The 16,183-nt window shown below is 42.4% G+C and carries 16 protein-coding genes; 15 read left to right on the plus strand and 1 reads right to left on the minus strand.

What is annotated here, in order from left to right; genetic code table 11:
• The first annotated feature begins 529 nt into the window (after window positions 1-529).
• Together C3B51_RS12400 and C3B51_RS12405 are read left to right on the plus strand one after the other, a co-directional pair.
• Window positions 530-811 carry a helix-turn-helix transcriptional regulator gene (locus C3B51_RS12400; protein ID WP_130245222.1) on the plus strand — a complete coding sequence of 94 codons (282 nt, stop codon included), beginning with the start codon at window positions 530-532 and terminating at the stop codon, window positions 809-811.
• A 154-nt stretch (window positions 812-965) separates the two neighbouring features.
• Window positions 966-1,601, plus strand: a complete 636-nt coding sequence (locus C3B51_RS12405; protein ID WP_130245223.1) for a hypothetical protein — start codon at window positions 966-968, stop codon at window positions 1,599-1,601.
• Window positions 1,602-2,735: 1,134 nt separating this feature from the next.
• On the opposite strand, the gene C3B51_RS12410 is transcribed toward C3B51_RS12405, so the two are convergent.
• The gene (locus tag C3B51_RS12410; RefSeq protein ID WP_130245224.1) at window positions 2,736-3,632 is read right to left on the minus strand and encodes a hypothetical protein; all 897 of its coding nucleotides are present in this window, start codon (window positions 3,630-3,632) and stop codon (window positions 2,736-2,738) included.
• A 351-nt stretch (window positions 3,633-3,983) separates the two neighbouring features.
• Here C3B51_RS12410 and C3B51_RS12415 point away from each other — a divergent pair, with 351 nt between their 5' ends.
• From C3B51_RS12415 to C3B51_RS12480, 13 genes are all read left to right on the plus strand, one after another.
• Window positions 3,984-4,982: a sphingomyelin phosphodiesterase gene (locus tag C3B51_RS12415; RefSeq protein WP_130245225.1), complete on the plus strand. Its 999-nt coding sequence runs from the start codon at window positions 3,984-3,986 to the stop codon at window positions 4,980-4,982.
• 784 nt (window positions 4,983-5,766) lie between these two features.
• On the plus strand, window positions 5,767-6,468 hold the full coding sequence (locus C3B51_RS12420) for a restriction endonuclease (RefSeq protein ID WP_130245226.1): 702 nt from the start codon (window positions 5,767-5,769) through the stop codon (window positions 6,466-6,468).
• 139 nt (window positions 6,469-6,607) lie between these two features.
• Window positions 6,608-7,510 (plus strand): hypothetical protein, encoded by a 903-nt coding sequence (locus tag C3B51_RS12425; RefSeq protein ID WP_130245227.1) that lies wholly within the window; start codon window positions 6,608-6,610, stop codon window positions 7,508-7,510.
• Window positions 7,510-7,989: a Panacea domain-containing protein gene (locus C3B51_RS12430; RefSeq protein WP_130245228.1), complete on the plus strand. Its 480-nt coding sequence runs from the start codon at window positions 7,510-7,512 to the stop codon at window positions 7,987-7,989. Before C3B51_RS12425 ends, C3B51_RS12430 begins: the two co-directional genes overlap by 1 nt.
• 130 nt (window positions 7,990-8,119) lie before the next feature.
• On the plus strand, window positions 8,120-8,473 hold the full coding sequence (locus C3B51_RS12435) for a hypothetical protein (protein ID WP_130245229.1): 354 nt from the start codon (window positions 8,120-8,122) through the stop codon (window positions 8,471-8,473).
• Between the two features lie 603 nt (window positions 8,474-9,076).
• Complete coding sequence (locus C3B51_RS12445; RefSeq protein ID WP_206076629.1) at window positions 9,077-9,637, plus strand: hypothetical protein; 561 nt, start codon at window positions 9,077-9,079, stop codon at window positions 9,635-9,637.
• Window positions 9,638-9,762: 125 nt separating this feature from the next.
• Window positions 9,763-10,083, plus strand: a complete 321-nt coding sequence (locus C3B51_RS12450) for a hypothetical protein (RefSeq protein ID WP_130245231.1) — start codon at window positions 9,763-9,765, stop codon at window positions 10,081-10,083.
• A 133-nt stretch (window positions 10,084-10,216) separates the two neighbouring features.
• Window positions 10,217-10,504, plus strand: coding sequence for a YciI family protein (locus C3B51_RS12455; RefSeq protein ID WP_130245232.1), 288 nt, complete (start codon window positions 10,217-10,219; stop codon window positions 10,502-10,504).
• A 278-nt stretch (window positions 10,505-10,782) separates the two neighbouring features.
• Entirely contained in the window at window positions 10,783-11,205 is a 423-nt protein-coding gene (locus C3B51_RS12460; protein WP_130245233.1) for a hypothetical protein, read from the plus strand.
• A gap of 119 nt (window positions 11,206-11,324) precedes the next feature.
• Window positions 11,325-11,699, plus strand: a complete 375-nt coding sequence (locus tag C3B51_RS12465; protein WP_130245234.1) for a hypothetical protein — start codon at window positions 11,325-11,327, stop codon at window positions 11,697-11,699.
• 873 nt (window positions 11,700-12,572) lie between these two features.
• Window positions 12,573-13,277 carry a helix-turn-helix domain-containing protein gene (locus tag C3B51_RS12470; protein WP_130245235.1) on the plus strand — a complete coding sequence of 235 codons (705 nt, stop codon included), beginning with the start codon at window positions 12,573-12,575 and terminating at the stop codon, window positions 13,275-13,277.
• Window positions 13,278-13,323: 46 nt separating this feature from the next.
• A complete protein-coding gene (locus C3B51_RS12475; RefSeq protein WP_165389150.1) occupies window positions 13,324-13,866 on the plus strand; it encodes a cytochrome b in 543 nt (180 codons plus the stop codon).
• 71 nt (window positions 13,867-13,937) lie between these two features.
• Complete coding sequence (locus C3B51_RS12480; RefSeq protein WP_130245237.1) at window positions 13,938-16,037, plus strand: TonB-dependent receptor plug domain-containing protein; 2,100 nt, start codon at window positions 13,938-13,940, stop codon at window positions 16,035-16,037.
• Window positions 16,038-16,183: the final 146 nt, after the last annotated feature.

The following is a 16,183-nucleotide window of genomic DNA, read 5'->3' on the forward strand; positions in this document are numbered from 1 at the left end:
CGATTAAACAGGGTAGGTTGGATGCAGAGACTCAAATTGCGTGCTCCAATCTATATCAGTAGGTTCTAGTTTGGCCAATGCTGATGACATGACCTATAACGAGACATTGTGAATCGGTGTAAGGCGCTAGGGTTCTGATGGGGCGTCCTATTAACTAGTGGCTACCTACCACATTGAATGTTGCAAAATAGTTTTTTTTTAGTTACTTTTGCATTTGTGGTTAAGCTCCCTATTTACATTTATTCCCTAGTTCAAGGCCTATGAATAGGGCTTTACTGGTCACACATGAGAGTCAGAAGGCGTTTTACTCTCATTATTGGAAAAACAATAAAAACGGGTTGATTCGGTGGCGCAAAAAGCAGATACATGAGTTTTATTTTTAGTATTAAAATCGGGACGAAGAAAGTGCACAAACCGTTTGAATTACTGTGCTCAAATAATTCACATAATGTGGTAAAAATCAAAAGTACCGTGTAAGTACTTGCATCAATAGGGATAAAGGATAGTGACAGATAGGAGCAGACCAAATATGATAACTGGAGAAGACTTAAAAAATATGCGTCTTCTCGCCGGGAAAACTCAACAGGAAATGGCTGATATGGTCGAGATTTCCAGAGATACATTTATTAACTACGAAAAAGAAGTCAGCAAGATACCATTGGAGTACTTCATTGTGTGGAGCAAGGCATGTAAGATTGACTTCACTTCTATCTTTAGACAACTAGCTGATTGCAAAATTAGCGTTGCATCGAAGGGTATTTTAGTCGGGAAAAGACGCTATAAGGGAAATCAGAATGAAGAAAAATCCTAGGCCATCACTTAAGAAGCGCAACCTAAAAAAATTAACGAGCACAGAAGTCAAGCAAGTTGCTGCTGGGACCGGAACGGGGAAACCAGATGACCCTTTTCAAGCAAGAATCAGTCCCCCACGGGTAACTACACAATGTAATATATAAGGTAAAGGAATGAATGCGTTAAATTTTCTGATTGTGGCTGTAGCTGCAACGGCATTTACAGGGATACTATTTGCGGATGCAAATGCATATGTGCTTGCTATGTTAGCTTTAACAGCAGCAGTTATGTATATAAAAAGAAAGAACATCAATGTGCTCCACATAGGTGGGATCGTATTGATAACAGCACTCTTGGAGTACGTCATCATATTGCTTGTACCACTTCGGGGTGATATACCTACGGTGTACTGGGGGACCTTTATTTTTGGGGCGCAAATTTTAATATGCTACATCACCATAAGGGTATTAGTACTCAGAACGTATCTATCAAGAAAGTACCTCATTAAGTATAATAGCGACAAAGTTGGTGATGTTAATTTGACTCATGCTGAAGGGATTCTTGCTGGAACATACCGAATAATCACGATAGTGATGTGGCTGGCACTTGCAGAATATATCCTTAGGAATCTAGACCAGTTGGGTATAAACAATGAAATATCTAATCTATTTCAAAACTGGAGGTTTGTCTATGATAATTATGAGTTCGCTATATATCCACTTCGAGCATTTGTAAGTGGTGTCGTTTTATCCATGCTATTTGTGACAAAGCTGGATACAGAGCGCCTGGAAAAGAAGCAGCCTGCATAAGGTGGGCTGTTCAATATTCTGTTTCTACTAATTTAAATCACAGATCTAGGGCGTTATTAAGATGCCCTTCTAAGTGAGTCGCAACTGAGATAGAGTAACATTCCAATTTTGGATTGGTATCGTCCACTGTCCGAAGCATTCAATATCCCACGTACAGTAGCTTTAGCAAACTGCGTTCATTGGGGAATCCTCCTTTCACTTAGGTCAACTTGCGTAATTGGCGATGTAACGCTTAAGCGGCATTGGTCGTATAGATTGCTTTTCTGATGTACTCTGGATATTTGAAGAAGACCGATAAATTCGCCCACTTAATGCGTCAAAAGCGCAGCACTATTGAGTATTGCTCATCCCATTTTTCTTCCAGCCTGCCCAGCTCAATCTCTGTCGTTACCTTGCTGACAGCTAGGTTATCTAGCTTTAAATCTGCCATGAATTCTTTTTGATGTTTTAACACAACATATTTCAGTGAGTGACGAGCTTAGTGGCTTACTACATTGCTGCACTTCGGTGTCCGGGTAAATGCTTGCAACCGTTTCAGACTGCCCACACAAGCAGTCGGACGAATTCACACTGATTTGCTTGATGTTAAATATTTTGATTCTTTTATGTTTTGAAAAAGGACCTTTATATGAGACTTAAAACATCTGGTTGGTGGCATGATGCTAGGTAGCTGTTTTACGGTTTGTGCATCCGATAACTTAGTTGCGAATGTTTCTTATGTTGGAACATATGGTAATGGTGAGCTTTTTATCAATGTAAATAGATCGATAAATCAAAGCGGGTGTTAAAGCGATCGCATTTTTGTCAGGGCAAATCATCCAGAACTTACCAATTGGCTGAATATTGCAACAAAAGCTTATTTAAATAATGTTGCGATTCAATTCAGGACAAATGGCTGTTACATGGGGAAATCTACCTTAGATAGCTCTGATAGAAGTTGGCTACATTTAGCGCCGAAGTAGTTTTATCAATTATTGACTCAGGTCCCGTTATTTGAACAGGCTCAGCCTCATATGGTCACAAGCCACAGTTTGAATTATCGACCTTTCAATTATCAGCTCAAAAAACGCACTTGCCCTCCAAAGAACAAGTGCGCCATTTAGCTCCATCAATAGAGCATATTAATCAAGTGGATCAATAACACTCAACTGCAACGGTATTCCAGGTATTCGGGCTACCATCGACGTACTTGTTACAAATGCCTTTGGCAAACAGGTTTTCCAGGTGGTAACCGAAGCTGGTGAAGTGCACCAGGTTGCCGAAGAAAGGGAACTGGCCATAGAATTGTAGCTCGACGAGCATGTCGTCGAGGTTATAATTCGTTTGCTCTGCAATAAAGCTTTGGTCAATGGCCTGCAGGTTGATGATGGTTGGATCCGGGAAGCCGGGGACGACGACATGCAGGTATTCTTCATCGTATTTACCGTCGTAAAACTTCACTGGCTTCATCATTTCAGTTGGTGACAGCTGAGTCATGGCCAGTCTGAAGTCGGTGACTTCAAACACTTCGTGCGTCAGGTTACGGTTCACGTAGATTTTGCCAGGCAGAATGTCATGCAGTGCGCGCATTACGCCTTGCTCATCGTCCGTGACGGTTTGCGCCAGTGCATAGTCTGGGAATCTGGCATTGGTAAAGCGCTCATAAGACTCTTTGACCATCCCCATAAAGAAGGCAACCGTTTGCTGGCGCGCGATGATGTGAGCCTGCTCTTCAGTAACCGTTCTGGACATCAACAGTGCGGCTTTTTTACCGGCATAAAAGCTCACCAGATTCTGAGTGATTGAATACACCGCAGCATTCGATGAGTTTTTAGGGTTACCGCCTTGGTGAATTCGGGTGCCATCGGCGTAGTCAAAAATTGTACTCAGGTCAAAACGGCCGTTTTCTTCATTTTCGCGGGCTTGGGTATTCCACTGGAACAAATCGTGTGAGGCGAGCCCCATCACACCCACATCAACAACACGGATGGGTTTTTTAGCAAAAGCCGGCAGTGAGCACAGCAAAAGCAGCAGGACAGAGAGTATTTTCATTTTGTAATGTTTCCTTTTATGCAAATGAGAATCATTATTGTATTGTGTTTGTCTGTGAGGATCAATCCAAGCGCCTGAGTAAATGCAAAGTTAATTTAGGCTTATGTATAAAGTTAATCGATCTCCTGCCTGGCTGCGGCGCTTTCTGCTGTAGTCATTGAAAAGTCTTAAAAACGTCATGCAGATAAAATTAAAGTTTAATAAAAATAAAGGTTTGTAGAAATCTGAGTGTCACTTATTGTGACTAATGTGTGCTGCGAAATTTTTTACTCACAGGTACTGATGTGCAGAAGTCAGGTGTAAAAAATTATTAACAACACAAAAATAACAATGAGATTTCGGAGACGTAAAATGAAAGCTAAGCACGCGCTGCTTTGTGCACTGATGCTGATGAGCACCCACAGTATGGCCGATTCGCTGAAGGTGATGGCATACAATATTATGCAACTTAACGTACAGGATTGGGATCAGGAGAACCGGGCTGAACGTTTACCTTCGGTGTTAGCGTCTATGAGCGACCGCCCGGACGTGATCCTGATCAGTGAAGCCTTTAACAGCGATGCCGAGCAGGCGCTGGATGCGCTTTCGGCAATATATCCTTATCAGACGCCTAACGTTGGCCAGGACTGCAGTGGCAGCGGCTGGGATGGATTAACGGGCAACTGCTCGAACAGTCCTTTTGTGATCCGTGGCGGCGTGGTTATTTTGTCTAAATACCCAATCATCACCCAAAAAGCCCACGTGTTTAAAAACAGCCTGAGCGGCAGCTGGGACTATCTGTCAAACAAAGGGTTTGCCTACGTAGTGATAGAAAAAGACAATCAACGTTATCACCTGATAGGCACACATTTGCAGGCAACTCACGACGGCGACACCGCTCAGGAGCACCGTGTGCGCATGGGCCAGTTAAGTGAAATTCAGTCGTTTATTAGCGCCGAAAATATTCCTGCCAGCGAGCCGGTCATCATTGGTGGCGATATGAACGTAGAATGGAGCAAGCAAGATGAAGTGGCCGATATGCTTGCAACGTCACGCGCAGTGCTAAACTTCGAAACACCACAGATAGGCTCATTCCCGGCAAAGTACAACTGGTTCACCAAAGCCAACGCCTACTACTTTGACTACAGCCTGGATTACAACGACACACTCGATTACGTTTTCTGGCACCGCGACCATAAACAGCCAAGCAACACACCCAGCATGAAAGTACGTTATCCCAAAGCACAGCAAAACTGGTACTGGAGCTACCTGCGCGGTAACTGGAACCTAAGCAGCGGCCACCATTATCACAACGGCTACTACAACGAGTTGTCTGATCACTACCCGGTACAAGTTAACTTTGAGTTTTAATGCATGTTCGAAACTGCCCTACTCAACGTTTTATTGAGTAGGGCAGGCCAAGCAAAGCCAAGCACACTACACTGTAGTGCCTCGTTGCAAGCAAGCCGGATAAATACAACGTAATCCCGAGCTCTTCTCAAATACAAGCCAGTTGTATCCACAAAATGCAAAACCTACAGCTTCAACCGTCATCCCGGACGCTTGCGAGCCGGGATCTACCTACAATCACGCAGTTGTAACTCGTTTTAAACGAACCTTACAAACCACTCCGTCATTCTGGACGTGTGCAAGCCCACCAAGCTGGCCGTGCAAGTGTTGCCAAACCGGGCGAGTGTACTTGATGTCGGTGTTGCTGGTTGAGAGGTGCAATGGGCGCGAAGATAACTGGCGAGAAGGAGAACCAGAGCGAACGAGATAGCGACCCGACGTGGTTGCCTGACAAATGAATATAGCGGTGAAGCGACTCTGCCAATGCAACATGCAAGGGGGAGTGAGCCGTGCTGTGTCGAAATCACAACACCTTGCCAAATAGGAAAAAAATGGGTCTAATAATAGGCATAAATAACGTTGTTCAGGCAGGGAATGAGTCAGGTTGTAACGGTTTAAGTCACAAACGGTTCAGAACAGAAGTTACTCATCAAAAGCAAATGTCCATAGCATAAACCACACCAGCCGGATACGGCGTGCAGGTAGCGGCCCAGTTCAACAAACGATTATGCGTACTGCGTACGCATGAATACTAAAGCGTTAAGTGTCCTGAAATCTGAATGCCGTAGTAAATTTAAGAAGCGATATGAGTATCAACTGGAAAGAGTACCAAGAGGAAGCCGCCGAATTCTTTAGATCATTAGGCTTGGAAGCGGAAACGGATGTCACTATTGAGGGCGTGAGAACAAAGCATGATATCGATGTTCTAGTGAAGTCACATCATGCTGGTTTTGATATTACTTGGATTGTTGAGTGTAAGCATTGGCAAAAACCAGTTTCCAAACTTCATGTATTAGGGCTTCGTGAGATAGTTTCAGACACAGGAGCAGATCGAGGAATCTTACTGTCTGAATCTGGGTTTCAAAGCGGTGCGATTGAGGCAGCCAATTTAACAAATGTTCATGTTACATCTCTTGAAGAGTTCAGATTGTCTGCAAGTAGTGATATATACTCGATGCGGCTTAGAGAGCTTTATGACCGTGTAGAGAGCTGTAAAGAGCGGTACTGGGATATACCAAAAGGAGTGAGAATTGAACATGGATTACGACCTGAGGTAGGAGCGTGGGATTTTTCAGGCGCCAGAGTTGTTGAGTTGTGCAGTGATATATTGATGAGGGCATTTAGAGGGGTATATCCACTAATAAGCGACCATTTGGCTGCTCTGGTTACTCCTGGGTTTTCCGATGGCTTCAAGTCTCCGAAGGAAGTGGCTGACGCCATTGAACCATTAGTGGTTGAGTTTGAGTCTCGATTAGATGCTTACGATGAAGCAACAAAAAACACTTAACAAACGCAAGCACGCGGACCAATTTTCCGCTGCGCTCCAATTTGTCCGGTGTTGCGGGCGTTAGCATCCGATTCATGACACTACTAGCTTTATCATTGGATAACCATGTTACAGGTAATAAGAAGGGGGAGGTTACGGTTTGGACGACATACTGAGTGAATCAAACTGTTTCAAACGGTGGTTTTACAAGTATCTGTGTAAAGGACTATATCCTAGCATTTTTGGTGCGATTTCGTTTGGTTATATTGGCATTCCCACAAATATTCAAGAGATGATACGTCGTCAATTGCCAGAGGGGTGGCGTTCTTATCTTTTGGAATTATTGAACCTCGAACAATGGTTTACATTGTTGCTGGGACTGGCGGTTTTGGGGGTAGTTTGGGGAGGAGTCGGGTCACACCTGAGGACTTCTTTGATTAAGAAACACTATGAAAAGGTCAAAGAAGAAAATAGAAGAGTTAAAGAATGTAAGGGAAGATTGAAACAGGAAATTGATAGCAAAGTTGTAAACTGCTACGATTTTTTTAGTTACTATTTGCATAACAATTATTTTTCAAAGTTAGGTTTGAGCATTGACGAACGGGTTAGTCTTTATAGGCTAGATTTAGATCTTTTTGTGTGCGTAGGTAGGTATTCTGACAATGAAGAATATAAACAAAGACCAAGCAGAGTTTACTCAAGAAACGAAGGTTGCATTGCAAAAGTCTGGCAACGAGGGGTATATCAAGATGTTATTCCTTTTGATCCTTCATTAGATCTAGAAGGTTGGGTTAGTTACAACGTTGAAAAGCATAGTTTTGATGAAGAAACGGTGAGACAAATCAACATGAAGAGTAGAGCTTTCTTGGGAATTAGAATACAAAATTCTAAGCAAGAAACGATTGCTGTTCTTATTTTTGAGTCTATAAATGATAATGGGCTAAAGTTTAGTAAGATACAAAAATCAGTCAACACTGTCGAAAAAAATAACCTATGTCACTTGTTTGAGTCTCTTGAAAGTCACATGCCTAACCTACAGATTGCTCGTGCGGAGGGCTTCTAATGAAAAATCCTACAATCAATATAATTAAGTATATTCTGCTGAACTACCCCCACAAGGACGAGCTCTCGGCCTCAAGGCTTACTAAAATGTTGTATTTAGTTGATTGGAAGAGTTCTCTTGATAGTAATCGTCAGATAACAAATGCTAATTGGTTTTTTAATCACTATGGCCCATACGTTGAAGATTTTATTGAAATGGCCAGGTTGGATAGAGATATTGTAATAGAGGAAGCCACGACGTTTTATGGTGGGTATAAGCAGATGCTAAGGCTTGAACAATATTCATCTAATGACATATACATAGGTGTATTTGAAAGGGGTGTAGTTGACTTTGTTATTAGTGCGACTAAAGACAAGCATTATGATGAGTTTATTCAACTTGTATATTCAACTTATCCCGTGGTTTCAAGCCAAAGGTATAGTCATCTTGACCTAGTTGCTAAAGCTAGGGAGTATAAAGCCCATTTGAGCAGGCAGTAAATGCTAACAAACGGCTCCAAGCGACAACCAACCGCCGCGTCATTTGTGCCTATGGCGCGAGTGCCAATTTTGGCACAAATCCCGCTCTGGTTGTTTGCGCCTGAGCCGGGCGTTAGCACCCATATTAAGTATGAAGTACCTTCTAATTATTACATTTTTGATTCCGCTGATAGCTTTGGCTGAAACTAGTACATGCTTTGGGACGACTTCCAATGGCAGTCTTACTAATGGAGTGAAACTTCCATCAGAAGGAAAAAACTATGTCGGCTACAGTACAGTGGCGAGATTGGCTGGCCGCACCTATGTTCATTCTGAAGTGAGAGATATTGTCGTATCAGCATATAAAGACTTAGAGATTGAACAGCCAACAAAGGTCTATAAATATGCACAGTATTTGAAAGAAAACATCCAGTTTTCTAAAAAAAGGTCATGGGTCAGGCATGATGAGCACTACCATGTTGATTTTGCAATACCGTGTAAATAATAATGCTAACAAAGCGCTGCAACTGACAGGCAAACTTGTCACTCGTTTTGCGTACCGCAAAACCAGCGCCATTATTGTATGCGGGCTGAGTGCCGCGTTGTAAAGATTGGAGGAATTGGTATTTTAATTCGGGGTATTAGAAGTCAGCTAAATCTAAAACCACACTTTTATGCTGAGTCTACAAAAGTAGGTGGTGTTGGTTGTTTGCTTGGTGGCAGTCTTGCATTCTATCTGATGTTTGTCATTAACTCGTATTTTGGTATAGAAAGTGATGTACCGATGAGGCAATATGAGCAATCGGTTATAGTTGTACTTTTTGTGAGTTACTTCATCACATTGCTAGTTTGCCTTTACGTATTTTGTGCACTTACAGCATTACTCTATTATCGAAATAAATACAAAAAAGGTTATATAACTAAGTCAGAGCTAAAAGACATTGCATTTAAGAGTTTATATCCGCAGCGCTGGCAAAAAGGACTTTGAAAATCTGTATAAAAAGTGCTTCACCCGAGGACGCAAAACACTTAGCTTGCTCACCGTCGTCGCCAATTTTAACCTGCAATTTTGTGACGTTTACGGAAAGAACTATATGAATGGATTGATATGAAATTGAGATTGCTACTTCTTATTATAGCCTTAAGCCCATTGGCTCTTTGGTTTGGTTACAAACCGATCCGTATATTGGCTCCTGAGCTCAATGGGTTGGACTGCGTCAGCGCCACTATCTGCATAGATGATATTTCTCAGCTTGATACTGCATCAGAGCTTTATTCTTCAGCGCATGTTTTCGTTGAGAAACATGTGGCCCCGTTTGAGACAAATCCCAGAGTTATTTTTTGTTCCAGCAAATCCTGTTTTAACTCTTTCGGTCTTAACGATATGAGAGCTGTAACGGTCAGTACATTTGGCGTTGTGCTTGGCCCCAGGGGCTGGGAATCGAGTTTTCTTGCTCACGAGTTTGTTCACCACTTACAGCATGAAAAACTTGGCAATTTGGAAGTCTGGTTTGATACGCCTCAATGGTTTATGGAAGGTATGGCTTATTCGCTTACTGATGAGCGTGAGGCTTTAGGCGAGCCATGGGAAAGCTACCGTGATGAGTTTGAGCGCTGGAACAAGGACTCTGGCACTGACAATTTTTGGCAAAGGGCGCGCTCGTTGTAGACTCACATATCGAGTCAATAAAGTGGTGTGACAAAAAACAGTTGGTTTGTTGCTCTCACCTCGTTAAAGTATAACCAGCCGATTTTTAGCCTCTTATTTGGGCTTTGGTATTAAAAGGAAGTTAAATGTATGAAAAAGAAATCTCAACGAACTTTAACCTACTGGTAACGGGTACATTGTTGTTTGTTATTTTTGTGTTTGAGTTTTTCACTATCGATGTGTCGGGTCCTTATGAAGACAACTCTTTAGTTGGACTAATGTTTACCCAAGCAGAATATAAAATTATATTTCTTTTGTTTTTACTTGTGGGGTTAGCTATAACAGCCTCTTTTATATTTAAAGAAATTTGGAATCGGTTGATTTGTGATTTATTTGAAATAAGGGAAATCAATCTCAATGAAGCTTATTCGATTTGTTTCCTTATGGTTCTTTTACTATCAACTTAGTGCTGGCAAGGCCTTAAATTCTGAACCGTAATAATTGGCTCGGTTCCTCTTTGTTTCAAATTGTCGTCAACAATCACTTATCGCTTAAGTGGTTTTTAATATGATGTCAGTTGTTTTTAAAAAGGAGTTTTCAATGTTTATTATTTTACTTAAGTTTTCAGAGAATAAGTCGCAAGCTAGTGAATATATGGCAAGCCATAATGATTGGATAAAACAGGGCTTCGAGGATGGCGTTTTCCTGTTGGTGGGCTCACTTCAACCTGGTCTAGGTGGCTCAGTCATTGCCCATAATATATCGAAGGAAGATTTAGAGGTTTTAGTTAATGCAGATCCCTTTGTAAAACATGATGTTGTATCGGCTGAAATCTTAGAAATTGATCCGAAGAAAGCTGACAACCGGTTAAGCTTTCTTGTGTCGTAGGATAAACAAACATCACAAGCAATTATGGAGTGGCTTGCAATGTACCCTTTAGATGAAAGCATAAGCTTAAGGCGTTAGGAAACCTAGCCAGCTAGTGACTTAAGGTGGTGCAGGGTATCCACTTCCATGCTCGACCACCTCGCTTAAGTCAGGAGCTTTTTAAGCTTGGTATATTCAATAGCTTATTTTTCTTTATAGTAAATGTTCGAACGCGATTATTTCTTTACGTTCGCAGCTTAACTCTACGTGCTTGTCATTATGCTGGAGGGTGTTTTAAGATGGTGCTTAAATTGAAATATGGAATAGCAGCGCTTCTGTTATCTATATCTGCTGATATTACCGCTCAACCAATTACAGATCTTCAACTCTCGCAAAGCCTAGTTGGATCATGGACAGTGTCAAAATCTGATGCTTATTATGGACAAGAAGGGCATGTTAGTACATATAGAAAAGACGGAACTTTACAGCATATTCAATATACTTCTGGAAAATGTAATTCAATCGACTCAATGACGAACGGTAGTTGGTTGATTAAAGACGGGCAGCTCACGCTCACAGTAACAGAAAGTAAAGGTAAAAACCCTTTTCCTATAGGTATAGTAGTTACAGACAAAATTGTCACTATCGATGATAATTCATTTGTTTTTATCTCAAGTGAAGGGCGTAAAGTACGCAGAACACGTAGTAATAAGTGTTTATAGCAAAAATCCTAAAAAACGATTCAACCAAGGAGAAAAAGAGCAGGCTTTGACCCTTTGGTTGAATTTTTATCTTCTATATTGTGGTCGCACGCGGTAAAAAATTATGAGTAAATCAGAATATGCAGTATGAACTGAAGTATTTGAGCGAAATTAAATTTGGCCCAGCTTATTACTTACTGACAGTTGCGGATAAAAAAGTGCCTAATTTTGTTTATGGATTCACACGCAGTGAGTTACAAGATGGACGCTATTTAGCAATCGAAGAATGGCTTACTACTGATTATCAAAAGGGGCCAATTACACGAGTAGCGATATTTGACTTGGAGAATAAGCTTGTAACTCGATTAGCAACTGTGAAAAAAGGGTTTGTCGACAGCTTTAAACTGAAAAATAATATCTTCACTTATAACAAAACTTATCATGGGAATGGCAAAGTTGTTGAGTCAGAAATCGACTGGAATTTAATTACACAGTGGAGCGATGCATACCTATAGCAAGTGCTCCAATTACGGGGCGTAAAACAGCATTCGCTGCCAATTCTAGCCAGTCAATAGTAAAGGTGCTGGGCAAACGCTTCATAATTCCGATTTTTCAAGTGTATATATTCGTGTATAGCCCAGTGCAACAGCTTCCCTTTGATAACATTATTGCTTCGTTGCTTAAACTCTTTACTAGGCCTGGCCCCTGACTGTACAAAATGATCTCTATTGGTATTTGTCTGGCACTTTCTTTGCCATGAACCTAACAGGCATTGCTGCCATATCGAGCGTCTGCGATCCGGAAAGTGTCTAAATGCAGCGGTGATGACTCTGTTACTCCCTCATAAACTGCAACAGATCTTGAGTAGAGTTTCCATCAACAAAAGAAGGAAGTTCACGAGTCACAAATTGCTGCCACGATCAAAGAAGCTGAACCGGGTATATTGGTTCCAGATCTTTGCCGAAAACACAAACATTGGATAAACCACATTTTATAAGTGGCGCTTCAAATATAGCGGCGTGTAAGTGTCGGTTGCAAAGTGAGAGAAAGAGCTTGAAGAAAAGAATCATAAGCTCAAGGACATGTTTTCAGCACTGAGTTTGAAACGCTCTATGCTGATGAAATCGTTGCAAAGAAAAGCTGCGAGCACAAGCTGGCGTAGAGTGTGGGTTGAACACTTCCTTGAGCAGTATGAGGTAAGTGCGGCACTTGCTTGTGACGCTGCATAATTCTACTAATGAGCTGTACTAGGTTGAGTGGGGTGACAAATCAGCATTTACTCCTATTTAGTGTCTCGAGTGTGCTGTTTGGCGGCCAATGACGTATGTTTGTCGTAACGCTGTCATACCCTTTTTAGCTATAAAAATTAGGTCAGTGAGGTAACTATAATGCAAGAAGCAGTTAAATCGAATTTGTCGCCAACCAAGCTCAAATCAATGCGTGTTGAAAATGGCTGGTCGCAAGAAAAACTAGCGTCCGTAACAGGGTTAAGTCTGAGGACCATTCAGCGTATTGAAAAAGACGGCAAATGTTCAGTGGAGTCAAAGCTGGCTATTGCGGCAGCCTTAAACATGACGCCATCTGAATTATTGCATGATTATCCTGAGAAAGTGGGTGATGGCACGCTTAACTACGGCGGAATGGTCGGTTTATTAAGTATTGTGGGTTTGTGCAGTTTGCTTGTTGCGTGGGAGTGGAAGAACCCGGAGATTTTCATCAATCCGATGAATGCATTATTCATCGGTTTGACGGTTTTTGGGTTGTCTATGATGAGCAGTGGTTTTAAAGCAACAGTGAATGCGTTTGGTACGATTATTTGGATATTCAAACAGCCACAAGACCAACTGCTGGTACAGGCGCATTTGCCAGTATTAAGACGTGCACTTGTTTATTGCTACACCGCTGGCGTTATTTGGACATTGACCGAAGTAGTCGAGGCTGGCTTTTACGGCAGCCAGACTTCTAACAATTCAATGTCCCTGAACGACATATTGTTCTCGATGCAAAGCCTGCTTTACGCAGTCATGCTCGCGGAATTTTTGATACGACCGTTGATGAACAGAATAACGTGGTTACTTAGCCGACAACACTAAGTGCAGCCGCCGACTGGTTATCAACCTAATTAACAAGGCGACGACATTGAAAAATGATAATCAGGGCTATGGGCAAGTAGCGAAGGTGTTTCACTGGGCAAGTGTATTTTTTATTATTCCCGCGATGGTTATTGGTATCTGGTGGATATGGGTTGATCTTGATACCGACTCAGGATGGGAACAGTTCGAACAACTTATTGGCTGGCACGCCAACTTTGGCCTAACAGTCATAATATTAATGCTTCCACGGCTTGTCTGGCGGGCATTAAATAGTCCCACAGCAAGCGCTGATAGTACAGTGCACCTCAAAAAAGTTGCTTTTGCAGCGCATTTCTCTTTGTATGCACTGGCGCTTATCACCCCTATCAGCGGGTGGCTTGGCTCGGCTTTAGATGGAGTGGCATTCAGCTATTTTTCTGTCATCACTATCCCACCGATTTTTGGCACGTATCCGGACCTTGCTGTCATGATGACATCCGTCCATATCTACGCAAGCTATGCATTGATTTTCTTCATTGCCTTGCATTTGGCGGCGGTTATATATCACCAATTCTGGTTGAAAGACCGCATCCTTCGAAGAATGACTTAATGTAATCAATCTTGATCGCTTTATTGCTCTTCACCGTTTTTCAGATTCAACAATTTAAATAAGGCTTATATATGACAAAACGTCATACATTTGCGGCCTTTAGGCCTGCGTGTTTGTCGGCGAGTATCCTGTTGTTATTCGCGCTTATGGTTACATCGTCTCTAAGGGTATCTGCGCAATCAAGCGAAGCTTGTCAAGAAAACACCTGCTCGACCAGCTACCCTGTGAGTTTTTTTGATATTTACGCCCCTGTATCTGCGCTTGACATGGTGCGTAACCTACCCGGATTTGAGTTGGATAATGGCGATTCTGAATCAAGAGGGTTTGGTGGGAGCGCAGGGAATGTGCTGATTAGCGGTGAACGAATATCGACAAAAAATGACAGTATTTCTGATATCTTAGCGCGTATTCCGGCTGCCGACGTTAAGGAGGTTGTGGTGATACGCGGGCAAACTGGCGGTCTTGACTTGGTAGGACAATCAGTCGTTGCCAATGTTGTCAGAAAAGGCAAGGGCGCCTCCGGGACATGGAACTTCTACGGTGCTATCAACGCGCCTGACACGGACTTTCAGCCGTTTTTGGAAGTGACGTTCACTGATATGATTGATGACCTCAACTACACGGTTGCCTTGTCTGGCGGCAAATATAAAGTAATTAACGAAAGTAACGAAAATATAGTTAATGGACAGGGAGGCGTGACTGAAAGACGGGAAGAAAAGTTAGATGTTGATGGTGAAGATTTTTCATTCTCGCTCAATGCAACGCTTGATAACCACCTTGGCAAATTCAGCTTTAATACTTCATTCGATTACTTTGATGAAACGGGTGGTGAAACATCGATACGTCGTCCTGCTAATGGCATAGCGTCCAGCCTATTTGAAGCATCGAGTGAGAGATCATCTTCGTTTGAGGTGGGGCTTGATTACGAAAAGACGCTCGGCAAAGAATGGAATACCAAGCTTATAGGCGTGCATACGCGCGATAACATTGATTCGACAGGGGCATTAAGTGTTGGTCAGCCAGAAGCGTTAGGCACAATATTTACACGTACAACTTTTGATACGGTCGAAACAGAGACCATTGTAAGGTTAGAGCTTGACTATACGGGGATTCAAGGACAACTCATTGAGATATTCGCCGAAGGCACAGTTAATGAGTTGGAGAGCCAATTTGCACTCTCAGAACGGGTTGATGACAAAGACAGGTTGATCGACATTGATGTTCCCGGTGCGGTGACTACCGTAAAGGAAGAGCGCGTTGATTTTGGTGCCTCTAACGCCTTTAAACTGGGAGAAATTAATCTCGATGCACTCATGGGTGCAGAGTACTCCAATATTTCGCAAACAGGCGGTTTCGCAGAAAAGCGAAACTTTTTTTTCTGGAAACCCAATCTGTCTGCCTCCTACAACGTTAATCCCTCGACGCTGATCCGTAGTCGATTATTTAGAGAGATCGGTCAACTGGATTTTTTCGACTTTGTTAGCCAAGCCGATTTAGGTGACGTCGAATTATCTTTAGGCAACCCAACGCTTGAGCCACAAACGACCATTACATTCGGCCTCGATATTGAAACTCGCTTTGGCGAGCTTGGATTAATAAGTATTTCTGCGTTTTACGATGAGATAAGTGATGTAATTGACCTATTGCCGCTAGAGGGCGTGCTCGAAATCCCAGGCAATATTGGAGATGGGCGTAGATCTGGATTCACAACTGAGATAACACTTCCTTTAGACGCAATTCTCTTAAAACAAGGACGTTTGGACGTATCAGGCCGCTGGCAAGATACTGAAGTAACTGACCCACTCACTGGTAGTAAGCGTGTGCTATCCAATGAGCGGCAATGGGAGGCAGAAGCTACGCTCAGGCAAGATATTACTGAAAGAAATCTGGCGTGGAGCATTACTGTTTCCGCTTTTGATGACCTACCGCAATTTGGTCTGGATGAAATAGACATTCAAGGCGGGTATTTCGATATTGATGCATTCATCGAGGTACGCGCATTTTCTGATATCCGCGTCCGATTCGGAGTTGAAAATGCTTTTAGGCATGGCCCCAGTAGAGAGCGAAGCGTTTTTGAAGGCTCAAGAAACGCATCGATACTAGCGTTTGTTGAAGATAGGCAGCGATCTCTATCTAGAGAATGGTTTGTTGATGTAAGCGGTAATTTTTGATGTGGATGAATCGCCCCGGGTTACTATTGCTTTGCCAACGAGACTAAGGAAATGACCGCGGACGAGAGCATGGCTTACTTTGCCGAAAAGGTGTAATGAATTTAAAGTGCAAAGTGTAGAATGTCAGCAACGCTGAGACCTCTGCT

Source organism: Pseudoalteromonas rubra, assembly GCF_004212645.1.
Lineage (GTDB): Bacteria > Pseudomonadota > Gammaproteobacteria > Enterobacterales > Alteromonadaceae > Pseudoalteromonas > Pseudoalteromonas rubra_G.